Annotated in this window: 23 protein-coding genes and 1 pseudogene; 10 read left to right on the top strand and 14 right to left on the bottom strand. The window is 65.8% G+C overall.

All coding sequences use genetic code 11. From position 1 onward, the window contains the following. Window positions 1-70 precede the first annotated feature (70 nt). Genes ACI0FO_RS06420 through hutG form a run of 4 tightly spaced genes read left to right on the top strand, consistent with a single transcriptional unit; the run spans window position 71 to window position 3,208 of the window. Window positions 71-814 carry a transporter substrate-binding domain-containing protein gene (locus ACI0FO_RS06420; protein ID WP_105559656.1) on the top strand — a complete coding sequence of 248 codons (744 nt, stop codon included), beginning with the start codon at window positions 71-73 and terminating at the stop codon, window positions 812-814. After that, complete coding sequence (locus ACI0FO_RS06415) at window positions 811-1,479, top strand: amino acid ABC transporter permease (protein ID WP_416025083.1); 669 nt, start codon at window positions 811-813, stop codon at window positions 1,477-1,479. The genes ACI0FO_RS06420 and ACI0FO_RS06415 overlap by 4 nt, the downstream gene beginning before the upstream one ends. After that, the gene (locus tag ACI0FO_RS06410) at window positions 1,476-2,264 is read left to right on the top strand and encodes an amino acid ABC transporter ATP-binding protein (RefSeq protein WP_416025081.1); all 789 of its coding nucleotides are present in this window, start codon (window positions 1,476-1,478) and stop codon (window positions 2,262-2,264) included. Before ACI0FO_RS06415 ends, ACI0FO_RS06410 begins: the two co-directional genes overlap by 4 nt. After that, window positions 2,261-3,208 (top strand): formimidoylglutamase, encoded by a 948-nt coding sequence (hutG, locus tag ACI0FO_RS06405; RefSeq protein WP_416025079.1) that lies wholly within the window; start codon window positions 2,261-2,263, stop codon window positions 3,206-3,208. The genes ACI0FO_RS06410 and hutG overlap by 4 nt, the downstream gene beginning before the upstream one ends. Before the next feature lie 77 nt (window positions 3,209-3,285). On the opposite strand, the pseudogene ACI0FO_RS06400 reads toward hutG, so the two are convergent. The 5 genes and pseudogenes from ACI0FO_RS06400 to ACI0FO_RS06380 form a co-directional block, all read right to left on the bottom strand. Further along, window positions 3,286-4,689, bottom strand: a pseudogene (locus ACI0FO_RS06400) (efflux transporter outer membrane subunit); the annotation flags it as partial. Between the two features lie 10 nt (window positions 4,690-4,699). Then, window positions 4,700-5,629 (bottom strand): biotin/lipoyl-binding protein, encoded by a 930-nt coding sequence (locus ACI0FO_RS06395; RefSeq protein ID WP_416025077.1) that lies wholly within the window; start codon window positions 5,627-5,629, stop codon window positions 4,700-4,702. Continuing rightward, window positions 5,622-5,816, bottom strand: coding sequence for a DUF1656 domain-containing protein (locus ACI0FO_RS06390; protein ID WP_050446448.1), 195 nt, complete (start codon window positions 5,814-5,816; stop codon window positions 5,622-5,624). Before ACI0FO_RS06390 ends, ACI0FO_RS06395 begins: the two co-directional genes overlap by 8 nt. Continuing rightward, window positions 5,806-7,917 (bottom strand): FUSC family protein, encoded by a 2,112-nt coding sequence (locus ACI0FO_RS06385; RefSeq protein ID WP_416025075.1) that lies wholly within the window; start codon window positions 7,915-7,917, stop codon window positions 5,806-5,808. Before ACI0FO_RS06385 ends, ACI0FO_RS06390 begins: the two co-directional genes overlap by 11 nt. A gap of 189 nt (window positions 7,918-8,106) precedes the next feature. Next, window positions 8,107-9,039, bottom strand: coding sequence for a LysR family transcriptional regulator (locus ACI0FO_RS06380; RefSeq protein WP_416025073.1), 933 nt, complete (start codon window positions 9,037-9,039; stop codon window positions 8,107-8,109). Between the two features lie 257 nt (window positions 9,040-9,296). Here ACI0FO_RS06380 and ACI0FO_RS06375 point away from each other — a divergent pair, with 257 nt between their 5' ends. From ACI0FO_RS06375 to ACI0FO_RS06365, 3 genes are all read left to right on the top strand, one after another. Beyond that, on the top strand, window positions 9,297-10,586 hold the full coding sequence (locus tag ACI0FO_RS06375) for a Glu/Leu/Phe/Val family dehydrogenase (protein WP_416025072.1): 1,290 nt from the start codon (window positions 9,297-9,299) through the stop codon (window positions 10,584-10,586). Between the two features lie 104 nt (window positions 10,587-10,690). After that, on the top strand, window positions 10,691-11,170 hold the full coding sequence (locus ACI0FO_RS06370) for a thioesterase family protein (RefSeq protein ID WP_416025070.1): 480 nt from the start codon (window positions 10,691-10,693) through the stop codon (window positions 11,168-11,170). A gap of 286 nt (window positions 11,171-11,456) precedes the next feature. Further along, entirely contained in the window at window positions 11,457-12,569 is a 1,113-nt protein-coding gene (locus tag ACI0FO_RS06365) for a porin (RefSeq protein ID WP_416025068.1), read from the top strand. 247 nt (window positions 12,570-12,816) lie between these two features. Here ACI0FO_RS06365 and ACI0FO_RS06360 read toward each other — a convergent pair whose 3' ends face one another. The 6 genes from ACI0FO_RS06360 to ACI0FO_RS06335 form a co-directional block, all read right to left on the bottom strand. Further along, a complete protein-coding gene (locus ACI0FO_RS06360; protein WP_416025066.1) occupies window positions 12,817-13,626 on the bottom strand; it encodes an RsiV family protein in 810 nt (269 codons plus the stop codon). Window positions 13,627-13,668: 42 nt separating this feature from the next. Then, window positions 13,669-14,445 (bottom strand): lipoate--protein ligase family protein, encoded by a 777-nt coding sequence (locus ACI0FO_RS06355; protein WP_416025064.1) that lies wholly within the window; start codon window positions 14,443-14,445, stop codon window positions 13,669-13,671. After that, complete coding sequence (locus ACI0FO_RS06350; protein WP_416025063.1) at window positions 14,442-14,717, bottom strand: lipoate protein ligase C-terminal domain-containing protein; 276 nt, start codon at window positions 14,715-14,717, stop codon at window positions 14,442-14,444. The genes ACI0FO_RS06355 and ACI0FO_RS06350 overlap by 4 nt, the downstream gene beginning before the upstream one ends. Window positions 14,718-14,747: 30 nt before the next feature. After that, the gene (locus ACI0FO_RS06345) at window positions 14,748-15,212 is read right to left on the bottom strand and encodes a GNAT family N-acetyltransferase (RefSeq protein WP_416025061.1); all 465 of its coding nucleotides are present in this window, start codon (window positions 15,210-15,212) and stop codon (window positions 14,748-14,750) included. A 17-nt stretch (window positions 15,213-15,229) separates the two neighbouring features. After that, window positions 15,230-15,931: a glutathione S-transferase N-terminal domain-containing protein gene (locus tag ACI0FO_RS06340; protein WP_416025059.1), complete on the bottom strand. Its 702-nt coding sequence runs from the start codon at window positions 15,929-15,931 to the stop codon at window positions 15,230-15,232. Between the two features lie 128 nt (window positions 15,932-16,059). After that, the gene (locus ACI0FO_RS06335; RefSeq protein WP_416025057.1) at window positions 16,060-16,971 is read right to left on the bottom strand and encodes a DMT family transporter; all 912 of its coding nucleotides are present in this window, start codon (window positions 16,969-16,971) and stop codon (window positions 16,060-16,062) included. A gap of 123 nt (window positions 16,972-17,094) precedes the next feature. On the opposite strand from ACI0FO_RS06335, the gene ACI0FO_RS06330 reads away from it, so the two are divergent. After that, on the top strand, window positions 17,095-17,562 hold the full coding sequence (locus tag ACI0FO_RS06330; RefSeq protein ID WP_105559636.1) for an Lrp/AsnC family transcriptional regulator: 468 nt from the start codon (window positions 17,095-17,097) through the stop codon (window positions 17,560-17,562). A gap of 15 nt (window positions 17,563-17,577) precedes the next feature. On the opposite strand, the gene ACI0FO_RS06325 is transcribed toward ACI0FO_RS06330, so the two are convergent. Then, window positions 17,578-18,069: a glutathione peroxidase gene (locus ACI0FO_RS06325; RefSeq protein ID WP_416025055.1), complete on the bottom strand. Its 492-nt coding sequence runs from the start codon at window positions 18,067-18,069 to the stop codon at window positions 17,578-17,580. Window positions 18,070-18,252: 183 nt separating this feature from the next. On the opposite strand from ACI0FO_RS06325, the gene ACI0FO_RS06320 reads away from it, so the two are divergent. Then, on the top strand, window positions 18,253-18,585 hold the full coding sequence (locus tag ACI0FO_RS06320) for a hypothetical protein (protein WP_416025053.1): 333 nt from the start codon (window positions 18,253-18,255) through the stop codon (window positions 18,583-18,585). 7 nt (window positions 18,586-18,592) lie between these two features. On the opposite strand, the gene phrB is transcribed toward ACI0FO_RS06320, so the two are convergent. After that, window positions 18,593-20,011, bottom strand: a complete 1,419-nt coding sequence (gene phrB, locus ACI0FO_RS06315) for a deoxyribodipyrimidine photo-lyase (protein WP_416025051.1) — start codon at window positions 20,009-20,011, stop codon at window positions 18,593-18,595. 273 nt (window positions 20,012-20,284) lie between these two features. Between phrB and ACI0FO_RS06310 the strand changes: the two genes are divergently transcribed. Then, entirely contained in the window at window positions 20,285-21,733 is a 1,449-nt protein-coding gene (locus ACI0FO_RS06310) for a CoA transferase (protein ID WP_416025670.1), read from the top strand. A 45-nt stretch (window positions 21,734-21,778) separates the two neighbouring features. Here ACI0FO_RS06310 and ACI0FO_RS06305 read toward each other — a convergent pair whose 3' ends face one another. Next, window positions 21,779-22,315, bottom strand: coding sequence for a peroxiredoxin (locus tag ACI0FO_RS06305; protein ID WP_416025049.1), 537 nt, complete (start codon window positions 22,313-22,315; stop codon window positions 21,779-21,781). Window positions 22,316-22,388 lie beyond the last annotated feature (73 nt).

The following is a 22,388-nucleotide window of genomic DNA, read 5'->3' as shown; positions in this document are numbered from 1 at the left end:
TTTCGCCGTATTCATCCGCCGTATTCACTCGCCGTATTCATCGCCGTACCTCTTCCCCATAGGACTGACCATGACCACTCGCCGCACATTGCTGACCGCCGCCCTGACGCTGGGCCTGGCCTGGAGCGCCGGCCCCGCGCACGCCCAGGAAACGATCCGCGCCGTCACCGACGCCACCTTCCCGCCGATGGAGTTCGTCAAAGACGGCAAGCGCACGGGTTTCGATATTGAACTGGTCGAAGCGCTGGCAGGCGCCATGGGCAAGAAGGTCGAATGGATCGACATCGACTTCAAAGGCTTGATCCCTGCCTTGCAAGCCGGTCGCGCCGATATCGCCGTGTCGGCCATCTACATCACGCCCGAGCGCAGCAAAGTCGTGGACTTCACCGACCCCTACTACGCGGGCGGCTTGGTCGTGCTGACCAAGACGGACGGCCCCATCAAGACGCTGAAGGACCTGGACGGCCGCAAGGTGTCGGTGCAGGTGGGCACGAAGTCGGTCAACTATCTGAAGGATCACTTCCCCGCCGTGCAGCGCGTGGAAGTTGAAAAGAACCAGGAAATGTTCAACCTGGTGCAGATCGGCCGCGCCGATGCCGCCGTGACGGGCAAGCCCGCCGCCAAGCTGTTCGCGCAAAGCACCACCGGCCTGACCGTGCTGAACGACCAGGTCACCACCGAGGACTACGGCATCGCCGTGCCCAAGAGCAAGCCCGAACTGACCCGTGAGCTGAACGCCGCGCTGCAGAAGTTGAAGAGCGACGGCAGCTATCAGGCCATCGTGACCAAGTGGTTCGAGGCGCCCGCGAAATGAACCTGGATTTCGCCCCCGTCTTCGCCGACTTCGACGCGCTGCTGCGTGGCGCGTTGGTCACCGTCGAGGTGACCGCCGGCGCCTTGTTGCTGGGCTGCGTCATCGGCCTGCTGGTCGGCGTTGGCCGGCTCAACCCGCAGCGCCACATCGTCTACCACTTGTGCAGCATCTACCTGCTGCTCTTTCGCGGCACGCCTTTGCTGGTGCAGCTGTTCATCTGGTTCTTCGGCCTGCCGCAGTTTGGCGTGACGCTGCCGGCGTTCGCTTGCGGCGTGCTGGGCCTGGGCATGTATTCCGGCGCCTACGTGTCGGAAATCGTGCGCGGCGCGATCCAGTCGGTGGATCGCGGCCAGACGGAAGCGGCGCGGTCGCTGGGGATGTCGTCCGGGCAGGCCATGCGCATCATCATCCTGCCGCAGGCGGTGGTGCGGATGATTCCGCCGCTGGGCAACGAGTTCATCGCGCTGATCAAGAATTCGGCGCTGGTGTCGCTGTTGACCATCCACGATCTGATGCACGAAGGGCAGAAGATCATCAGCGTGTCGTATCGCTCGCTGGAAACGTATCTGGTGGTGGCCTTGATCTATCTGGTCCTGACTACCGCCGCCATGGTTATTTTGCGCAAGGTGGAACACCGTCTGCGCGCCGGGGGGATGGTGCAATGAGCCAGTTCGGCAATCCGCAGGAAATGATCCGCATCCGCGGCCTGCATAAGTCTTATGGCGACCATGCCGTGCTGCGCGGGATCGATTTCGACGTGCTGCCTTCGCAGGTGGTGGTTGTGATCGGGCCCAGCGGTTCGGGCAAGAGCACCTTGCTGCGCTGCTGCAACGGGTTGGAAGTGGCGCAGGCCGGCACCGTGAATATTTGCGGCCAGGCCTTGCTGGACGACGGCATGCTGCTGCCGGAAGCGCAATTGAACCAATTGCGCATGCAAGTGGGCATGGTATTCCAGGGCTTCAACCTGTTTCCCCATCTGTCGGTGCTGGATAACGTGACGGTCGGGCCGCGCACGCTGCGCGGCATGGGCCGCGACGAAGCCAACGCGCTGGCCGAAGACCTGCTGCGCAAAGTGGGCTTGTCGCAAAAGACAGCGGCCATGCCGGCCAGCCTGTCGGGCGGCCAAAAGCAGCGCGTGGCCATCGCCCGTGCGCTGGCCATGCAGCCTAAGGTAATGCTGTTCGACGAGCCGACCTCGGCGCTGGATCCGGAGCTGGTGGGCGAAGTGCTGCAAGTGATGAAGCTGCTGGCCCGCGAGGGCATGACGATGATGGTCGTGACGCACGAAATGGGCTTTGCCCGTGACGTTGCCGACGTCGTTGCCGTGATGGATGGCGGGGTGATCCTGGAGTCGGGTCCGCCGGAAGTCATCTTCAGCCAGCCGCGCGAAGCGCGCACGCGGGAATTCCTGCAGGCGGTGCTGAGCGCCGGAGCGGGGGCGGCGGCATGAACGTTGCGCAATTGGACAAGGGCCTGTGGAAGGCGCGCGACGACAGCGCCGAGCAAGGCGACACGCGCCGCCTGGCGCATATTGTCGAAGCCGCCGCAGGGCAGGCCGAAAAGGGCGAACCCGTGTTGCTGGGCTTTGCCTGCGATGCGGGCGTGGCGCGCAATCAGGGGCGTGTTGGCGCGGCCGAAGGCCCCGCCGGCATCCGCAAATTCATGGCGGGCCTGCCCGCGCATGGCATGACGCGTTTGCTGGACGCGGGCGATGTCTTGTGCGTGGGGGATCAGTTGGAAGATGCCCAGGAGCGCCTGGGCCTGCGTGTGGCGGAACTGCTGGAGCAGGGCGCGCGCCCGCTGGTCCTGGGCGGCGGGCACGAGATCGCCTGGGGCAGTTTCCAGGGCCTGGCGCGCTGGCTGGAGGCCCGCGGCGACACGGACCCCATCCTGGTGCTGAACCTGGACGCCCACTTCGACTTGCGCACCGGGCGCCCGGGCAGTTCCGGCACGCCGTTCGACCAGATCGCGCGCTATTGCGAGGCGCGTGGCCAGGCGTTGCAATACGCCTGCCTTGGCGTGTCGCGGCTGGCCAATACGCCGGCGCTCTACGCCCGCGCGGCCGAGGTCGGCGCGGTCTGGGTTGAAGACCACGATATGCAGGAACGCCACCTGGAGGCCCGGCTGGCCAACGTGGATGCCTTGCTGGCACGCGCACGCCATGTGTATCTGACGATCGACCTGGACGTGTTGCCTGCGGCGGTCATGCCCGGGGTGTCGGCGCCAGCGCCTTATGGGGTGCCGATGTCCGTGGTCGAAGAGATCGTGCTGCGGATCAAGGCCAGCGGCAAGCTGCGGTTGGCTGACATGGCCGAATACAACCCGCGCTTCGACGTGGACGGCCACGGCGCCCGGGCGGCTGCCCGGTTGGCGTGGCAGTTGTTGTCGCGTTGAGGTGGGTCGCGTTGTGGGTCGGATTGAGGTGGGTCGGACTGAGAGACCAACTCCGTGTCCGACGACCCCGCCCCCAGCGCCTTGTACAAGGCAATGCCTCCCTGCAACTGCGCCAACTGACTGAGGGCCAAGGCATCGCGCGCCTGGTTCAGGCTGCGCTGCGCCACCAGCACCGGCAGGTAAGCGCTTAAGCCGCGCGCGTACAGTTGAGTGGCCTGTTTCAGGGCTTGTTGGCTGTCGGTCACGGCCTTCTGCAACGCGGCTTGGCGTTGGCGTTCGCTGGTCCATGCGGTCAAGGCGTCTTCCACGTCGCGCAGCGCCGAACGCACGTCCCGCTCGTAGACGCGCAGCACGGCGTCGGCGTTGGCCTGTGCCGCGGTCACGCCTGCTTGCGCGCGGCCGGCGTCGTAGAGCGACTGGCTGCCCTGCATCGCCGCCGACCACGCCAGGCTGGCGCCTGAGAACAGGTCGTGGATGACGCTGGCCGTGGTGCTCAACCCCAACGGAATACGGAACGTGGGAAAGCGTGCGGCCTGCGCCACGCCGATTTGCGCGGTGGCGGCGGCCAGGCGTCGTTCGTCCGCGCGCAGGTCGGGGCGTTGGCGAATGACGTCCGAAGGCAGTGACAGCGGCAAGTCGGCCGGCATGGGCAAAGCCGGGGCGGGCGTTGCGAGGGTGGCGTGCCAGTCCCCGGGAAACCCGCCCGCCAGCACACCGATGGCATGGCCGAAACGAGCGATGTCCGCTTCCAGCAAGGGCGGCTGCGCCTCGGCGGTTTCGCGCTCGGCGCGGGCCAGGGTAACGTCGGCTAGCGTGCCCAGGCCGCGGCGGTGCGCTTGTTCGGCCAGGCGCTCAGCCTCGGCCAGCGAGCGAATGTTGTCTTGTGCGATGACCAGGCGCAGTTGCGCGGCACGCAGCCCGGCGTAATCGGCCACCAGTTCGGCCACCAGACTCACTTGTAGCGCACGATGGTCCTCGGCCAATGCTTCGATGCCGGCATCGGCGGCCTCGACCGCGCGGCGCGTGCCGCCAAACAGGTCCAGCTCCCAACTCGCGTCGAACCCCAGTTGCCAGGTTCGCGCCCGCCCGCCGGGCTGCGAGCTGAGCGCCTTGCTGCCGCGTGCGGCCTCGCCGGCGGCTGCGGCCGAGACCTCGGGCAGGGCGGCCGAGGCGATTTGCACACGCTCGGCGCGTGCCTGGCGCAGGCGTGCCAAGGCAATGTCCAGATCCTGATTGTGCGCCAGGGCCTGTTCGACCAGGCGGTCCAGCAAGGGGTCCTGGAAGGTGCGCCACCAGGTGCGCAGGCCAGCGTGGTCGCCATCGGACATGGCGGCGTTGGCCTTGATCCAGTGCGCGGGCACAGCCAGCGTCGGCGTGCGGTAGTCCGGACCCACCGTCGTGCAGGCGGTCAGCAATGCCAGCAGAAAAGGAAGCAGTGCCTGCCGAAGGCGCGGTTGCGTGCGAGGGATGGGTACATGCATGGCCTTGCCCTCACATCCAGCGGTGTAGCAGCGAGATCAGCCGGCCCTGGGGCACCGGCGTGCCTGCCGAGGGCGTGACCTCGATGCTGCCGGTCATGCCCGCCGCCAGCACGACGTCATGCGGGACATGCTGGAACTCGACGCGCACCGGGATGCGCTGCGCCAGCCGGACCCAACTGAAGCTGGGTTCCACGCTAGGCAGGCCCTGCGCGTCGGCCTGCTGGTTGCTGTCGGCAATGCCTCGCCCGATGCTGGCCACCCGCCCCGGCAACACCTGGTCGAACCCCATCAGGCGGATCCGCGCCGCCGCGCCGGGTTGGATGCCGCGCAGTTTGGTTTCCTCGAAGTAGCCGGTGATCCAGAAGCTGTGGGCGTCGATCAGGGCGATGTTGGGCTGGCCCGTCACGGCGTAGTCGCCCTGGTTCAATCGCAGGCGCGTGACGTAGCCATCGGTTGGCGCACGCAGTTCGGTGCGTGCAAGATCCAGCTTCGCCCTGTCCACGGCGACCTGTGCACTGCGCAGGTCGGACCGGGCGATGGCGGCCGCCTGGCTCGCCCGCTGGATGTCCTCGGCCGGCACCAGGCTTTCCATGCCGCGGCGCCGCCGCGCCTCGTCGGTTTTCTGGCGCAAGGACACCTCGGCCGATGCCAACTGCGCTTCGGCCTGGGCCAATGCCAGTGCGAAGCTGGCATTGTCGATGCGATAGAGCAGGTCACCCTGTTTGACGTATTGATCGTCCATGACCGAGACCGCGACGACGGTGCCAGACACTTCGGGAGCGATACGCACGATCTGCGCACTGACACGGCCATCGCGGGTCCAGGGGGCGACGACGTAGGCGCGCCACAGCGCGCTGACCAGAAACCCGGCAGCAACGACCACCGCAAGGGTGAGTCCTGCCCGCAGCAGGCGCTTGGCGGGAAATGAGCGTTCAGACATAAAGCACCAACAGGGAAACAAGGCAGAGGGAAATGGCGAACTCGAACAGGCCCGGATGCCACACCCAGCGCAGCACCCCGCAACGCACCAGCACGAAGCGCAGGCCCATATAGATCGGCAGGGCCAGGCAGGCGTAGACAAGGAAGGGCGGCAGGTAGATGCCCGCCAAAGAGAATTCACTGAGCATGGGCATGGCCTTCAGAGGGGTTCGGAACGTCGTTCGCATGGCGTTCCAGCAGCGCGGCGATGTCCTGCAGCACGACCGCCACGCGCCGCACGTCATCCATCGCGGCGCTGGGCCGCACTGGCAAGCGCGCCAAAGAGGCCGCTGCGCGGCGAGCATGGCGTGCGGCGCGCGCAGGATCACCGGCCCGCTGGCGCAGATGGCGCAGCGTGCGCGCTACCACGCGCGGCCACTCGGCGTCCGGGGGCGCCTGGCGCACCCAGCGCCGCAGGCGCAGGATTTCCCGACCCAGATGCAGGCTGGTCAGCGCCTGGGCGATGGCGCGATCCATCGCCTGCGGCTGCGTCCTGAGCAAGGCACTGAGTTGCGCGATGCGGTGTTGCTGGCGCCATTGCCAGGCCGGTGCATCGGGCGGCTCGTCGCGCAAGGTGGCCAGCGCCGCGTTGCGGATGCGCTGGCGCAAGCGCGTGACGTCGCGTGCCAGGTTGCGCGGCAGCACGATCCTGAAGCCCAGCAGCGTGAAACATGTCGCCAGGATCCAGGCCACGGCGCCATTGAGAAACAGTGCAAAGTCGTAGCGCATGGGGTTGTCCGCCGCCGCCAGAGTCGTGAACGCCACCAGATAGGCCACGCCCGCCAGCGCATAACGGGGCATCGTGGTGGCATACACGCCAGGCAGCCAGAACAGGCTCAGGATCACCAGCAGCAGTGGCAGGCCCGAGACGTGCGGCAGCACGATGAAGGTGCACAAAAAGGCCATCGCCACCGCGGCCACCGTGCCCTTGATGAATTCGACCGCACCCAGCGCGGGACTGGGCGCAGTGGACAGCAGCGCGCATGCCGCCGCCAACCCCGCCAGCATCATGTTGCCTTCCGTCCAGCCGGTGGCGATCCAGAACGCACCGCCCATCACCACAGTCAACAGGGCGCGCACGCCATTCTGGAAAGCCGCCACCGTGTCGCGGTGAAACGGCACGGACACGCGCGCCGGCGTTGGCCTGGGTTGGTGGAAACGCTCGATGCCTTCGATGGCTTGCAGGTAATCGTCGATCTGCTCGATCAAGCGATCGCCTGCGATCATCAGCGCGGCCTGCTCGGCGGCATCGTCCAGCGAGGTCGTGGCAATTACGGCCACCAGCCGGGCGCGCAGGTCGTTCAGTCGCCCGATGGCACGCGCCCTTCGGGTCGGGCCGCGTTCGGTCGGGCCGCGTTCGGCCGGGCCGCGTTCGGCCGGGCCGGGGGCCTGCTCCAACGCCTGCCCGACCTCTCGCCATGCTTCCTCCCAGTCCGGTTGCAACGCACGTAGCGCAGCGCGGGCGGCGCTGTGTTCGCGCAGGGGCGGCGCGCCGCCCACCAAGGCGGAAAACAGCGACACCATCGTGTGCCGCACCGTGCCGGCACGATGGGCCAGATCGGCGGACTCGGCCTTGCCCAGCGCCAGCAGATCGTCCAAGCCATACACCTCGGTGATCAGTGAGCGCCGTCCGGCATTCATAGGCTTGGCGCCCGGCTCCGCGCTGGCTTGAATGGCCTGGGGATGCGACGCCAACACGCCCGCCGTGGCGGCCGCGAGGCGGTCAAGGAGTAGGGCCAGGCGGCGATGCACGCTGCGGCTGCTGAACAGGGCCGACACCAGCGCCAGGCAAACCACGCCGATCAGCACGGACGCGCCGCGCCCCATCACCTGATCGAAAGTGCGTTCCGGATGCTGCATGGCGCCGTAGGCCGCCAGGCCCACGGTATAGCCCGCCAGCGTGGCGCCATAGGCCCGGAAATGACGCAGCAGCGTCATGCCCACCACGCACACCCCCAGCCATACGCCGAACCCGAACAGGAAGAGCCAGGGCATTTGGCCGAAGGCGCTCATCAGCACGACGGCGGCCAGCATCCCGACCAGCGTGCCCAGCACCCGCCACACCCCCTTGCCGATCACGCCGCCCTGGACAGGGTTGATGACGAGCAGCACGCTGGAAGCCGCCGCGTAGGGCGCGTGCAGTTCCAGCAGATAGGCCACCACCAAGGCCAGGCAGGCGGCCAGGATCGAACGCATCACATAGGTGGCGCGGGGCGTCGTCAGATCGAGATAAGGCAGCCCACGCGCCAACCCCTCCCGACAGCGGGAAAGGCGTGGAAAGACGCGCGAATTTGCGTCAGGCACGTTCGCCGAATGCACGATGCAACCCTTCTACAGTGATCAATACGCATCACTGTAGGCAGGGCCAATCATTCCGAAAAGTGAATTTATTGCACTCGGATGATTGCGTAATACGCACGCATAGGGGCAAGCACCCCGCTAAGGTTTAGCGCGCTTGGCCGCCTGCGCCTGGCTCTCGTTGGACAGCATATGGATGGTCTGCCGCAGCCATTGATGGGCCGGATCGCCCTCCAGGCGCGGGTGCCAGGCCTGTGTCAGCAGCACCGTTTCCAGCGGCGTCGGCAGGTCGAACACCCGAATGCGCAGGCCTGCGGACAGCGCGGCGCTGGCCAGATGCCGGGGCAAGGGCAACAGCAGATCCGAATCTTGCAATGCGAACAGCGCCGTGTACGGATTGGGCACCACCAGGGCGACGTGCCGGCGCAGCCCCTGCGCCTCCAGCGCGGCATCGAGCGGCCCGGCGGCCTTGCCGCGCCTAGACACGTTGATGTGCTCCCAGTGCGTGAGGCGTTCGGGCGTGATTTCGTGGTCGAAAATCGGATGGTTGGCGCGCGCGACGCCCACGAACGTCGTGGTGAACAGGGACTGCACGCGAATCTCAGGCCCCAACTTGCGCGACGCGCTGATGAACAGGTCGATGCGGCCGCTGCGCAGCGCCTCTTCGTCCACGTCGTCTTCCTCCGGCGAAAAGCGCAGCATCGCCCGTGGCATCTCGCGCGCCATCGCGTCCAGAAGATGGCCCAGGTGGATGCTTACGAACTCATCGGTGGCGCGGACGTTGAAACGCCGATCCAGCACTTTCAGGTCGATCTCGGCATCGGAAGCGAACACCTGCGAGGCCTGTTCGACCGCCACCCGCACCTGTTCGCGCAGTGCCAACGCCTTGGGCGTGGGCACGAGCTTGCGGCCGACCTGGACGAACACAGGATCGCCCAGCGCCTCCCGGATGCGGCCCAAGGTGCGGCTCATCGCCGGCGCGCTCAGGTGCATGCGGCGCGCAGCGCCAATGACGCTGCCCTCGTCGAGCAGCGCATCCAGCGCCAGCAGGAGATTGAGATCGGGACGTGGCATGGCTGCCCCTTTTGGATTTACCGTGATGCAATCATAGGGTGTTTTGAGTACCGGAAAAGCACTCAACGGAAAGCGCGCGTGCAGGCTGGACGCGTCCCGGTTGGCGGCTTAGGATAGGGGCAGCTTCAAGACCGGGCTTGCGACCCGTAAGGTATCCGCAACAAATATCTGTCCCCATTTAATATATTTTTAATTTAAATGGGGACGCTATATTTTTCACGGATAAAATGGCGCAACTTTGTCAGGAGATCATGCTCATGTCTCAAACGCCCACTCATGCCTTGCCGTCTTATCTGAATGCCGATGACCTCGGCCCCTGGGGTAATTACCTGCAACAAGTCGACCGGGTCACCCCGTACCTTGGCACGCTGAGCCGGTGGGTCGAGACGCTGAAGCGCCCGAAGCGCGCGCTGATCGTTGACGTGCCGATCGAGCTGGACAACGGCACGATCGCCCACTTCGAGGGCTATCGCGTGCAGCACAACGTGTCGCGCGGCCCGGGTAAGGGCGGCGTGCGCTTCCACCAGGACGTCACCCTGTCCGAAGTGATGGCGCTGGCGGCCTGGATGTCGGTGAAGAATGCCGCGGTGAACCTGCCGTATGGTGGCGCCAAGGGCGGCATCCGCGTCGATCCGCGCAACCTGTCGCAATCCGAACTTGAGCGCATGACGCGCCGCTACACCAGCGAAATCGGTGTGATCGTGGGCCCGTCCAAGGACATCCCGGCGCCTGACGTGGGCACCAACGCCCAGACCATGGCCTGGATGATGGACACGTATTCCATGAACGAAGGCGCCACCGCCACGGGCGTGGTGACCGGCAAGCCGATCGCGCTGGGCGGCAGCCTGGGCCGCGTCGAAGCGACGGGCCGCGGCGTGTTCGTCGTGGCGTGCGAAGCCGCGCGCGACCTGAACATCGACGTCTCGAAGTCGCGCGTGGTCGTGCAGGGCTTCGGCAACGTGGGCGGCACCGCTGCTCGCCTGTTCCATGAAGCCGGCGCCAAGGTCATCGCCGCGCAGGACCATACCGGCACGGTACACAACGCTGAAGGGCTGGACGTCCACAAGCTGCTGTCGCACGTGTCGCAACATGGCGGCGTGGGCGGCTTCTCGGGCGGCCAAGCCTTTGATAAGGACGAGTTCTGGACGCTGGAAACCGAATTCCTGATTCCGGCAGCCCTGGAAAGCCAGATTACCGCCCAGAACGCCGGCAAGGTGCGCGCCAAGGTCGTGGTGGAAGGCGCCAACGGCCCGACCACGCCGGAAGCGGACGACATCCTGTTTGAGCACGGCGTTTACGTCGTGCCGGACGTGCTGGCCAACGCCGGCGGCGTGACAGTGTCCTATTTTGAATGGGTGCAGGACTTCTCCAGCTTCTTCTGGAGCGAAGAAGAGATCAACCAGCGTCTGGAACGCATCATGCGCGAAGCCTACGGCGCCGTGTCGCAAGTGGCCAAGGAACACAAGGTGACGTTGCGCACCGCCGCGTTCATCGTCGCTTGCACCCGGATCCTCCAAGCGCGCCAAGTGCGCGGCCTGTATCCTTGAAGACTGAATCGGCGATGCGTGATTGAACGACTCGCCGAGGAGGCAGAGGAAGACAAAAACAGAAATCGCCCCGCAAGGGGCGATTTCCATTTCAGGAGACACGCATGACGCAACACCTGCCGTCCACGACGCTGACCGTGGACCCCGCCTGGATCGACGCATACGGCCATCTGAACGCCGCCCACTATGTCGGCATCTTCGACAGGGTGGGCTTCGAACTGCTCAGCCAGGTCGGCGTGGGGCTGGACTACACCGAAGCAACGCGCTGCGGCATCTATACGATGAACGTGCACGTGGCCTATCTGCGCGAAGTGCTGGCGGGAGACCCGCTGATGCTGCAGGTCCGCCTGCTGGAATCGGACAATAAGCGCTTGCTATGCCTGATGGAGCTGACGCAGACGCGCGACGGGTATCTGGCGGCCACGATGGAACAGTTGTCACTGCATGTCGACCTGAATACGCGGCGGGCCACGCCATTCCCGGACGACCTGGCGGCGCGGCTGGCGAGCACCGTCGCCGAGCACGCCCGGCATCCGCTGCCAACCGCTTACCGGCGGTTGCTGCCGCTGCAAGGGGCGCGCTGAGCGGCGTGCGCCGGTGCGGACTGCCTGGCCGGGCTGGCTGATCGGCGCCGAATGTTGCTTGTTAACACACCCCCATGACAGGTTTGCGACCGAGCCGTACACTGGCCCCGGGTGTGGAGCTCAGGCCACAAGTAGGGGTTTTTTTCGAGATCTTGGACGGGTTTTCCTTGCGTTTAGAAAACTGACACATTGCGTCCCTAGAATTCGTTCCTGCCATGCGCCGCACGCCGTTTGCACTGCAAACCAAGCCACCTGCGCATGTATGTTCAATCAAAGGGATTACGCAATGAAAAAGACTCTGCTCGTCACCGCGCTGTTCGCCGCCCTGTCCGGCGTGGCGCAAGCCGAAACCTCGGTGACGCTGTACGGCCTGATCGATACCGGTATCGGTTTCCAGCAAATCAAGGGCAATAACGACTACAAAGAATCGAAGTTCGGCATGGTCAATGGCGTGTCGAGCGGTTCGCGTTGGGGCCTGCGCGGCGCCGAAGACCTGGGCGATGGCCTGAGCGCGGTCTTCACCTTGGAAAGCGGCTTCAACTCGGGCAACGGTCAATCGGGCCAAAGCAGCCGCCTGTTCGGCCGCCAAGCCACCGTCGGCCTGAAGGCCGATTCGTGGGGCCTGCTGGAATTCGGCCGTCAGACCAACATCGCTTCGAAGTACCTTGCCGCGATCGACCCGTTCTCCGGCAGCTACGGCCAGGCTAACGTCGGCGTGGCCTTCAGCGCCGCCAACACGGTCCGCTACGACAACATGGTGCAGTACTCGACCCCGTCGTTCAGCGGCTTCCAATTCGGCGTCGGCTATTCGTTCAACGCCTCGGACACGACCACCGCGCAAACCGGCTTCAAGACCGCCGACAACACCCGCGCCATCACGACCGGCCTGCGCTACGTCAACGGCCCGGTGAACGTCGCGCTGACGTATGACCAATTGAATCCCGCCAACCAGTTGAACAACGACGCGACGCCCAAGTCCTGGACCGTCGCCGGCGCCTACGACTTCGAAGTGCTGAAGTTGGCGTTGGGCTTTGGCCAGACGCGCGACGGCTGGTTCACCGGCCAAAGCATCAACTCGTTCGGCAGCGGCTCGCCCACGGCGACCAGCTTCGGCACGAACGTCGCGGTGTCGGGCTTCAAGGCCAATTCCTACCTGGTCGGCCTGACCGTGCCGTTCGGCGCCAGCAGCATCCTGGCGTCGTGGCAGCGCGCCGACCCCAGCGGCAATCCGCTGACGGCCGGCAACGATTCGACGATGAACGTCTACAGCATCGGCTACACGTACAACCTGTCCAAGCGCACCAATCTGTACGCGCTGGCTTCGTACTCCACCGACTTCGCGTTTGTCGACGGCGTGAAGAGCTCGGTCGGTATCGTGGGTGTCCGTCACCGCTTCTAAGCGCCTGACGTGAGCCGGCGGCGCGGTGCGCTAGCGCGCGCCGCCGGTTCCTTCAGGCCGCGGTTGCATTGAGCGGACTGGGCGTCTTACCCGGCCACAGACGCGAAAAAAGCGGCCACCTCCCTAGCTCCACCCTCAGTCCGCTCACCCGAACCCCGGTCCCGAAGAGACCTTGCGCGCAGCGGCGCGCGCGAACGCCGGCAACAGGCCAGATGCCTGTTGCCGGCGTTCGCTTATCCAAGGGGCGCTACGACGCCGGCAGCAGCTCCGGCTTCAGGATGCCGCGCAGATCGGCATACGGGATCGCAAGTTCCGGCTCGCCGTGCGAGTAGGGGGCGATTGAATAGGCGTCGTACTTCACGACGATACCGTCGCGCGTCAGCGCGAAGTTGTCGCTTTCCTGGAAGGGCCACATCTTGTTGTAGGCCGCCGGGTCGCGCTTGGCGTCCGGGTTGCCCGCCAGCCATTTGGCATGGGCGCGCTGTAGCGCCGCGACGTATTCCGCGCGGCGCCCGGGGATCAGGGCTTCGTCCAGGCTCATGACGCGTTCGCGGCTGCGTTCCCAGTTCAGGTATTGGGTGGCCGGGATGCCGTGGGCGGCGCCGGTCAGGAACTGCTCGGTGTGCAGTTCGATCGACACGATGTCGCCAACGGTGTCTTTGACGCTGGCCTTGAAGTAGGTGGCGTCGCGCGGCCGCGCGGTGGACCAGAAATACTGCGTGTATTCCGACAGGGTGTTGTAGGGGCCGCGGCGGTTGGCGTCCGTGCCGGTCATGTAGGCCAGCACGTGGTCCACCAGCGCCGTCAGTTTCGGGATGCCGGGGAACGCGACGCTGTCGATTTCGATATGCGGGCAATCGCCTTCGCAGCCGGGCTTGTTCGAGGCCCATTTGATGCGTTCCGTGGACAGGTCGCCCACTTTCTCCGGCGTGGAGGACGTGGGGCTGGCCAACGTGATGTTCGCCGGGGGCGTGCTGCCACAGCCGGCAAGCGCCAACAGGGCCGCGCCCAGGATCAGACCGCTTATCGCGCCTTGCGGCGTGAATGTGCGACGCATTGAACTACCTCCAAGAAATCAAGGCTTGACGGCAACAGGCCCTCAGGGCACTACGCCTGTCCATTCGGACGTGGAGAACTTTTCGTCGGCCTGCTGCTGGGCGCGCGCCAGCGTGCCGCTGCCGATCTGCCCGGGGGTCAGACGGTGCAAGCCGGCAAAAGTTTCCACCATGCGGTCGATGATGACCGCGCGCGCCAGACCGGTTTGGGTGCGCAGCGGGTCCACGCGCTTCTTGGCGCTGGTGGTGCCCTTGTCCGACAGTTTTTCACGGCCGATCCGCAAGACTTCGACCATTTTATCGGCGTCGATGTCGTAGGACATGGTCACGTGGTGCAGCACGGCGCCGGCACGCCGGGCTTGCGCCGCGCCGCCGATCTTGCCGATATCGGAGGCGATGTCGTTCAGCGGCTGGTACCAGGCTTTGATGCCCAGGCCTTGCAGCGCCGTCAGCACCCACGCGTCCAGGAACGCGTAGGATTCCTGGAAGCTCATGCCGTGCACCAGCGCTTGCGGGGCGCTGAGCGAATACGTGATGGAGTTGCCAGGTTCGATGAACATCGCGCCGCCGCCGCTTACGCGGCGCACGACCTCGATGCCGTGGCGCTTGGCGCCTTCAGGATCGACTTCGTTTTTCAAGGACTGGAAGCGGCCGATCACGACGGCGGGAGCGGACCATTCCCAGATGCGCAAGGTGGGCGGGCGCTGGCCGGCGCCGACCTCGTCGGTGATGACGGCGTCCAGCGCCATGTGCAGCGACGGGGCCTGCGGGCCTTCGTGGATCAGTTGCCAGTCGTAGTCGTTCCAGTCGGTGCGCGTCATGCCAGCGCCCTCCGCAGGACGACGGCCACGGCTTCGGCGGAAAAGCCGAACAGCTCGGCGTCGGCGGGCAGCGCGGATTGGACGGCGAGCGCCAACTCCAGTTCACCAGCATCGGCGGGCATGCCGTTCAAGCCGTCATTGATGGCTTCAAGCGCTTCAGGAGGCTCGAGAAAAAAATCACCGCTGATGCGGACATTGGCCAGGCGGCCGTCGCGCACTTCCAGATCCGCGACGACCAATTTGCCGCCGGGGACTTTGTATTCACCATGCATGGACGCTCCTTGCAAAATCATGTACTTGCACTACAGGCTGAGTTTCATGCCATCGTGGCTGGCCGTGAAACCCAGGCTTTCATAGAATCGCCGCGCATCCGGGCGCGCGCGGTCGGTGGTCAGTTGGACAATGCCGCATCCCTGGATGCGGCATTGTTCGATCGCCCATTCAAACATGGCGCGCCCCAAGCCTTCACCGCGCGACGACGAAGCGATGCGCACGCTCTCGATTTGTCCGCGCCATTGGCCCTGACGCGATAAGCCGGGTATGAACGATAACTGCAAACAGCCGACCAGGTGCGAATCGCGCTCGACCACCGCCAGGAATTGATTGGAATCCTGGTTGATTGCCGCGAACGCGGCGACGTAGCGCGGATTCGGCGGTACGGAAGGGTCTTCCCGCGTGGCGCCGAGTGCGTCGTCGGCCAGCATCGCGACAATATGCGGCAGGTCTTCGGCGCGGGCGCGGCGGAACGCCAGTTTCGGTTCTGTCATGGGCCGTCTCCGAAGGCTCAGCGGGCGACTTGCTGCGCGGTCTGGCCGAACAGGATGCGGCGGGATTCTTCGTCGCTGATCGACGGCGCGGTGTTGATGGTGTCGGCCAGCGCATAGGCGCGCTGCGTGGCGGGGCGCGCGGCAATCGCGTTGAACCAGCGCTGCAGGTGCGGGAAGTCGTTCAAATCCTGGCCCTGCTTGGCGTGCGGCACGATCCAGGGGTAGGCGGCCATGTCCGCGATGGAGTAATCGCCCGCGACGAATTCGCGGTCGGCCAGACGCTTGTTCAGCACGCCGTACAGGCGGTTCGTCTCTTTGACATAGCGGTCGATGGCGTAGGCGATGCGCTCTTGCGCGTAGCCCGAGAAATGGTGGTTCTGGCCCGCCATGGGGCCCAGGCCGCCCATCTGCCAGAACAGCCATTGCGAGACTTCGGCGCGGCCGCGCACGTCGGCGGGCAGGAAGCGGCCAGTCTTCTCGGCCAGGTACTGCAGGATGGCCCCGGATTCGAACAACGAGATCGGCGCGCCGCCGTCGGCGGGGGCCTGATCGACGATCGCAGGGATGCGGTTGTTCGGCGCGATGGCCAAAAATTCGGGTTTGAACTGGTCGCCGCGGCTGATGTTCACCGGGTGGATGTTGTAGGGCAGGCCGGTTTCTTCAAGGAACAGCGTGATCTTGTGGCCGTTGGGGGTGGTCCAGTAATAGAGATCGATCATGGGGTTGCGTCCTGGGAATCGTGGCGCCGCCGGCGTCGGCCGGCGGATGAAAAGCCATGATAGCGGGGACGGCTTGGCGCTGGCCTGAATAACCGGGGCCGGGGTGCGGGTTTCCCGTGGTGGCGGTATCAGGCGGCGCCGGCGCCCGGGCGCGCGCGGCCCGGCAGGCGCCACGTCCAATTCAGGCTGACGCCTGCGGCGGCCAGGAAAATCATCGCCACGCCCACGATCTGCGTGGCGTCCATGCGATGGCCATAGACGACGAAATCCAGCAGGATGGCCACGGCAGGGTAGATGAAACTGAGCGCGGCGGTGGAGGTGGTGGGCAGCTTCTGGATGGCCGAGTACATCAGGATGTACATCAGGCAGGTATGGATCAGGCCCAGCGCTACCAGATATCCCCATTGCAAGGGGGCGGCGGGCAGGGCGTTGAAATCCGCCATGGGCAGCAGCATGATCGCGCCAAGCGCGACTTGCACCAGCGCCAGCACTTGCGGCGGGATGCCCGTCAACCGCTTGACGATGATGGCGGTTACGCCGTAGAGGGCCGCCGCGCCCAGGCCCAGCATCAGGCCCGTCAGATAGCCAGCGCCGTCGGCGCCGCCCGTGTCCGACAGGCGCAGCACCAGCAGCAGTCCGGCAAAGGCCACGAGCGTCCAGGCCAGCTTGCCGCGCGACGGGCGCTCACCCAGGAACAGCACGCCCAGGCCGATCAGGAAGAAGGGCTGCACGTTATAGACCGCCGTGGCCAGCGAGATCGATGCCAGCCGGTATGCCGAGAACAGCAGCACCCAGTTCAGCACCAGCGCGGCGCCGGCCGCAAGCGCCAGGGCCAGCGTTCTTGCCGTGAACAGGCCGGGCTTGAGCAGCCCGCGTGCCCAGCAATACAGGAACAGGGACAAGGCGCCGAAGACGCAGCGGAAAAAAACCACGTTCCAGGCGCTTTGTCCGGATTCGATGACAAAGACGCCAAGCGTGCCCGACAGGGTCATGGCGGCGGCCATTTGTGCCAGGCCGAGGCGTTCTGATGGGGAATTCATGTGGGTTCTCCGGGGGCGGGCGATCCGCGATGTACGATGGAGAAATTATCCCAGGCAGATAAACGCGGTTATATGATGTTCATGTGGTGCTTTTAATTTCATACCTTCTTTTAGGTGGAATTTATGCAGAACGACCTAAAAAACGAAAATCCTGTTCTGGATGGCATCGACCGCCGGCTGGTCGAGACCTTGTCGGTCAACGCGCGCACCACTACGGCCGACCTGGCCCGGCAGGTGGGCATGTCGGCGCCCAGCGTGGCGGATCGCCTGCGGCGCCTTGAGGAATCGGGCGTGATTCGGGCCTATACGCTGGATGTGGATCCGGTGGCGCTGGGCTACACCCTTGAAGCCATCGTGCGCATCCGGCCGTTGCCAGGGCAACTGCGGCACGTCGAGGGGTTGATCCAGGAAATCCCGGAATTCGTGGAATGCGACAAGGTGACGGGCGATGACTGCTTCATCGCCCGCGTGGTGCTGAGGTCGATTTCGCACCTGGACGGCATCCTTGAGCGCGTGACGGAATTTGCCGAAACCAATACCGCCATCGTCAAGGCGCACACGGTGCGCCGCCGCCTGCCGCCGTTGCGGTAGGCGGGGCTGATGGCCTCAGACGGGGGCCGAGAGCGCCTGGACGATGTCGTCCTTCAGGCCCGAGGGCGTGTCGGTGGGGGCATAGCGCTTGATGACCTGGCCGTCGCGGCCGACCAGGAACTTGGTGAAGTTCCACTTGATGCCTTCGGTGCCGAAGACGCCGGGCTTTTCGCCCTTCAGCCAGCGGTACAGGGGATGCGCGTCCGCGCCATTGACGTCGACTTTGGCGTACAGCGGGAAGGTGATGTCGTACTGGGTCGCGCAGAAGTTGCGGATCTCGGCTTCATCGCCCGGCTCCTGGTGGCCGAACTGGTCGCACGGAAAGCCCAGCACGGTCAGCCCGTCGTCGCGCAGCGAGCGGTAGAGTTCTTCCAGGCCCGCGTATTGCGGCGTGAAGCCGCATTTGGAGGCAACGTTCACGACGAGCAGCACGCGGCCCCGGTAAATGTCTAGTGACCGGTCCTCTCCGTTGATGTCGCGGGCGGTGAAATCGTAGATCTTGCTCATGCGGGCTCCTGTGGCAGGCGTCTGGACGCGGGGGCGCCAATGCGCGGCCTGCCGTCGAGTGTAGCGCCTGGACCGCGTGCGCGAACGAGGCTATCCCGAGGGCCGGGCGGGGCCATTCATGCCTGGCGCGGAAGGCCGTCCTATCATGTCGCATCAACATCGAGCGTCGGCAGGAGAGCCGCGATGGAAGGAATGATTGAACGCCTGGAAGCCATGCTGGCCAAGGGCACCGACAATATGCTGCTGCGGTTTTCGCTGGGCAAGGCCTATGCCGAACAAGACTGCTTTCGCGAGGCCGAACCACACCTGCGGGCGGCGCTGGTGTTCGACCCTGCTTACTCGGTCGCGTGGAAATGGTTGGGCAAGGCGTGCCAGGGGCAAGGCGACCTGGACGGCGCTCGGGCGGCCTGGAACGCCGGCCTGGAAGCCGCCCAGGCGCGCGGCGACAAGCAGGTCGAAAAGGAATTGCAGGTGTTCATCAAGCGGCTGGACAAGCAGGCCGCGGCGGGCGCGTGAACCGCTCTCAAGCGGCGGGCAGATTGCCGAACGCTTCCAGCGCGCGCAGCCGGCTTTGCGCCAGGTCCACGATGGGCGCCGGATAGCCCGCGGCCGCGCGCTCCATCGGGCTGGGGTCGTGGATGGCCTGGTCGTCCAGGTGCGCCAGTTCGGGCAGCCATTCCCGCAGGAACGCGCCGCGAGGATCGAAGCGGCGGGATTGGGATAAGGGGTTGAACACTCGGAAGTAGGGCACCGCGTCGGCCCCGGTTGACGCGCTCCATTGCCAGCCGCCGTTATTGGCCGCCAAATCGCCATCCACCAGTTGCGCCATGAACCAGGCTTCGCCCAACCGCCAATCGATCAGCAGGTTTTTCGACAGGAACATGGCGGCGACCATGCGCAGCCGATTGTGCATCCATCCCAGGGCCAGCAACTGGCGCATGGCGGCATCGACGATGGGGATGCCCGTCTTGCCGTATTGCCAGGCGTGCAGGTCCGCGGGCGCGTCGCGCCAGGGCACGGCGGCGGTTTCCGGCTTCATGGGCTGATGCATGGACAGCGACGGATACGCGGCCAATAGATGCTGATAGAACTCGCGCCACAGCAGTTCGTTAATCCAGGTGGCGGCGCCGGCCTTACCGCTGTCCAGTTCGCCATGGTTGACGGCAAGTGCGGCGCGCAGCGCCTGTCCGGGCGACAGCACGCCCGCCGCCAGATAGGGCGACAGGCAGCTGGTGCCGGGCCGCGATGGAAAGTCGCGGTCTTCCTTGTAGGCGTCGATGACGCCGTCGGCGAAGGCGGCTAACCGGTCAGCGGCTGCTGCTTCACCCGCGGGCCACAGCGCGCGCACTGCGTCGCTTGGGGGCGGAAAACCGTCGAACGCGTCGGGCAGGGGGTCCGCTGCCCATGGCGGCGCGGCTTGGGCGCGCGGCGCGGGCACGGGGCGCAGCGGCGCCGTGCGCAGCCGTTCCCGGCAGGTGCGCGCATAGGGCGTGTAGACGCGGTAGCACTCGCCTTTGCCAGTCAGCACCGTGCCGGGACGAAGCAGCGAGGCGCCGTGGTGCAGGGTCCAGTCCACGCCGTCCGCTTGCAGTGCCAGGCCCACTGCCGCGTCGCGGCGGCGTTCGTTGATGGCCCATTCGGTGTTGGCATGGACTTGCGCGATTCCGTGCGCCTGGCAAAAGCCGGCGATGGCGCGGGGCGCATCGCCCCAGTCGGCAACCGTCAACAATTTCAGAGGAATGCCAAGCGCGCCCAGATCGCCTGCCAGCTTGCGCAGGTTGCGCAGCCAGAAATCCACCTTGGCCGGCGCGTCGCCGTGCTGGCGCCACTGTCCGGGCGACGCCAGGAACAGCGCGGTGACCGTGCCGTTCTCGGCGGCGGCAGCCAGTGCGGGGTTGTCGTGCAGGCGCAAGTCGGTGCGCAGCCAAAGCAGCGTGTTCATCTAGGCGGTCCAGGGCAAGATTGGCGGACAAGCAGGTCCGGCCAGCGAGGGTGGCATTCTAGCGTGCAGGCCAGGCTTGGAAGACGATGTAAAAACTACGAGTAGATGTGACGGAGGATTCGGGTCCGCAGGGGAGCGGGGTACAGGGCCAAGTCTGCGCTTGTGCCGTCCGGCGGCGGTCAAACCATGAAACACGCTGGCGCTGCGGATGTATTGACGCGCTTGCCCCTGCGCCATGTAATGCCATTAACGACGAGAGCAAAGTTGAACGCTATGGGAAATCTGATGGACCTCCGCCCGTCCTTTCTGAGAGGACGCACCCCCGCCGGCAAGACGTCCCGCGACGTCCTGCAAGCGCTTTGGCGTTCACTGGACCTTCCCGGCGAATCGCTTGAGCATGTGCTGTTGACCGGTGCCGAGCCGGTGCTGCCTTCGTCCTTCGCGGTCGGCACGGCGGCGCAAGCCAGTATGGCCGCCGCCGCCTTGGCCGCGGCCGAGCTTTGGCACCTGCGGGGCGGCGCCCGGCAGCAGGTCAGCGTCGATATGCTGCACGCCGCTCAAGAGTGCCGCAGCCACTTCAAGATCAATGGGGTGACGCCCAACCCCTGGGATCCGATCAGCGGCGTGTATCGCTGCGGCGATGGGGGCTGGGTGCGTATCCATGCCAATTTCGCGCACCATCGCGACGGCGCGTTGGCATTGTTGGGCTGTCCGACCGGCGAGGGCACCACCCGCGAAACGGTGGAGCGCGCGTTGAGCCGCTGGAAGGCGCTGGATTTCGAGCAAGTCGCCGCCGATGCCGGCATGGTGGTGTCGGCCATGCGCAGCTTCGACGAATGGGACCGCCATGCGCAGGGTCAGGCGATTGCCTCGCAACCCTTGATGACGATCGAGCGCATCGGCGAAGCCGATCCGCGCCCCTTGCCCAAGTACGGGCACGATGCGCGCCCGCTGAAGGACATCCGCGTGCTTGACCTTACCCGCATCATCGCGGGGCCGGTCTGCGGACGCGCGCTGGCCGCCTATGGCGCTGACGTGATGCTGGTGAATTCGCCGCAGTTGCCCAATATCGACAACATCATCGACACCAGCCGCGGCAAATTGTCCGTGCTGGCCGATCTGGACACAGCCGACGGCCGCATCGCGCTGGGCAATCTGCTGCGCAGCGCGCATGTGTTCGTGCAGGGATACCGGCCTGGCGGGATGGCGGCGTTGGGCTTCGGCCCGCAGGACGCGGCGCGCATCCGGCCGGGCATTGTTTATGTGTCGCTGTCGGCCTATGGCAACGTCGGGCCCTGGGCCAACCGCCGCGGCTTCGATTCCCTGGTGCAGACGGCGACGGGCTTCAACCATGCCGAGGCGCAGGCCGCCGGCCAGGAAGCGCCCAAGCCGCTGCCCATGCAGATCCTGGACCATGCGTCGGGCTACCTGATGGCGTTCGGCGCGCAAGCCGCGCTGGCCCGGCAGGCAACCGAAGGCGGCAGTTGGCATGTCCGCGTGTCGCTGGCGCAGACCGCGCATTGGTTGCGCGGCCTGGGGCGGGTCGAGGACGGCCTTGCCTGTCAGATGCCCGGATTCGAGGGCTTGCTGGAGACCGAGCCGTCGGGCTTCGGTGAATTGCTGGCCGTGCGCCATGCCGCGCGGTTCTCGGAAACCCCCGCCCGTTGGACGCGTCCGTCCAGTCCGCCCGGGACGCATCCTCCGGTCTGGCCGTTCAATTAGGCCTTCCGCGCCGAGCCCCCGGGGCGCCGCCCGGGGCGATTGCCCTTACTGCTTGGCCTTCCAGTCGCGCAGCGCGCGCATGGTGTTGGCCACGTGCGAATCCGGGTTCATGTCCGTGAATTCATAAAGGATCTTGCCTTGCGGCGAGATCACGTAGGACACCCGTTGCGCGTATTCGGGACGCTTGTCATGCACGGCGTCATACGCCTTCATGATCTTGCCGTCGCCATCGGCCGCCACGGCGAACTTGCCCCGGCATTCGCTGACCGAGAATTTGTTCAGCGTGTCGATGTCGTCCGTCGACACCCCGATGACGGTGGCGCCCAGTGCTTTGTACTCATCCGTGGCTTCGGCGAAGTTGTGCGCTTCGATCGTGCAGCCCTTAGAAAACGCCGCGGGGAAGAAATACAGCACGACCGGCCCTTGCTTCAGGGCTTCGGCCAGCTTAAAGGTGAAGGCATTGCCGGCCAGAGACGCCTGTGTGCTGAAGTCGGGGGCGGGCGCGCCCACGTTCAACGCGGCATGGGCCGACGTGCCGGCCAGCACGCCGCAGAGCATCAAGCAAGAGACAAGGCGGTTCATAGGAAAGCTCCGGTATCCAGTGCGCCGCGGGGCGGGAGCGCGGCAAAGTGCCTACTGTAGTCCCGCCACGGGC

This window comes from Achromobacter marplatensis (assembly GCF_049060505.1).
GTDB classification, from domain to species: domain Bacteria; phylum Pseudomonadota; class Gammaproteobacteria; order Burkholderiales; family Burkholderiaceae_B; genus Achromobacter; species Achromobacter marplatensis_A.
This window is presented reverse-complemented; position numbering and strand designations above follow the sequence as displayed.

Coding starts and splice junctions, on each gene's coding strand:
- ACI0FO_RS06335 (WP_416025057.1), bottom strand. CDS start 16,971: ATGAATTCCCCATCAGAACGCCTCGGCCTGGCACAAATGGCCGCCGCC.
- ACI0FO_RS06355 (WP_416025064.1), bottom strand. CDS start 14,445: ATGACGCGCACCGACTGGAACGACTACGACTGGCAACTGATCCACGAA.
- ACI0FO_RS06310 (WP_416025670.1), top strand. CDS start 20,285: ATGGGAAATCTGATGGACCTCCGCCCGTCCTTTCTGAGAGGACGCACC.
- ACI0FO_RS06345 (WP_416025061.1), bottom strand. CDS start 15,212: ATGACAGAACCGAAACTGGCGTTCCGCCGCGCCCGCGCCGAAGACCTG.
- ACI0FO_RS06410 (WP_416025081.1), top strand. CDS start 1,476: ATGAGCCAGTTCGGCAATCCGCAGGAAATGATCCGCATCCGCGGCCTG.
- ACI0FO_RS06420 (WP_105559656.1), top strand. CDS start 71: ATGACCACTCGCCGCACATTGCTGACCGCCGCCCTGACGCTGGGCCTG.
- ACI0FO_RS06390 (WP_050446448.1), bottom strand. CDS start 5,816: ATGCTCAGTGAATTCTCTTTGGCGGGCATCTACCTGCCGCCCTTCCTT.
- ACI0FO_RS06320 (WP_416025053.1), top strand. CDS start 18,253: ATGGAAGGAATGATTGAACGCCTGGAAGCCATGCTGGCCAAGGGCACC.
- ACI0FO_RS06380 (WP_416025073.1), bottom strand. CDS start 9,039: ATGCCACGTCCCGATCTCAATCTCCTGCTGGCGCTGGATGCGCTGCTC.
- ACI0FO_RS06365 (WP_416025068.1), top strand. CDS start 11,457: ATGAAAAAGACTCTGCTCGTCACCGCGCTGTTCGCCGCCCTGTCCGGC.
- ACI0FO_RS06340 (WP_416025059.1), bottom strand. CDS start 15,931: ATGATCGATCTCTATTACTGGACCACCCCCAACGGCCACAAGATCACG.
- ACI0FO_RS06350 (WP_416025063.1), bottom strand. CDS start 14,717: ATGCATGGTGAATACAAAGTCCCCGGCGGCAAATTGGTCGTCGCGGAT.
- ACI0FO_RS06325 (WP_416025055.1), bottom strand. CDS start 18,069: ATGAGCAAGATCTACGATTTCACCGCCCGCGACATCAACGGAGAGGAC.
- hutG (WP_416025079.1), top strand. CDS start 2,261: ATGAACGTTGCGCAATTGGACAAGGGCCTGTGGAAGGCGCGCGACGAC.
- phrB (WP_416025051.1), bottom strand. CDS start 20,011: ATGAACACGCTGCTTTGGCTGCGCACCGACTTGCGCCTGCACGACAAC.
- ACI0FO_RS06395 (WP_416025077.1), bottom strand. CDS start 5,629: ATGTCTGAACGCTCATTTCCCGCCAAGCGCCTGCTGCGGGCAGGACTC.
- ACI0FO_RS06415 (WP_416025083.1), top strand. CDS start 811: ATGAACCTGGATTTCGCCCCCGTCTTCGCCGACTTCGACGCGCTGCTG.
- ACI0FO_RS06360 (WP_416025066.1), bottom strand. CDS start 13,626: ATGCGTCGCACATTCACGCCGCAAGGCGCGATAAGCGGTCTGATCCTG.
- ACI0FO_RS06370 (WP_416025070.1), top strand. CDS start 10,691: ATGACGCAACACCTGCCGTCCACGACGCTGACCGTGGACCCCGCCTGG.
- ACI0FO_RS06305 (WP_416025049.1), bottom strand. CDS start 22,315: ATGAACCGCCTTGTCTCTTGCTTGATGCTCTGCGGCGTGCTGGCCGGC.
- ACI0FO_RS06330 (WP_105559636.1), top strand. CDS start 17,095: ATGCAGAACGACCTAAAAAACGAAAATCCTGTTCTGGATGGCATCGAC.
- ACI0FO_RS06375 (WP_416025072.1), top strand. CDS start 9,297: ATGTCTCAAACGCCCACTCATGCCTTGCCGTCTTATCTGAATGCCGAT.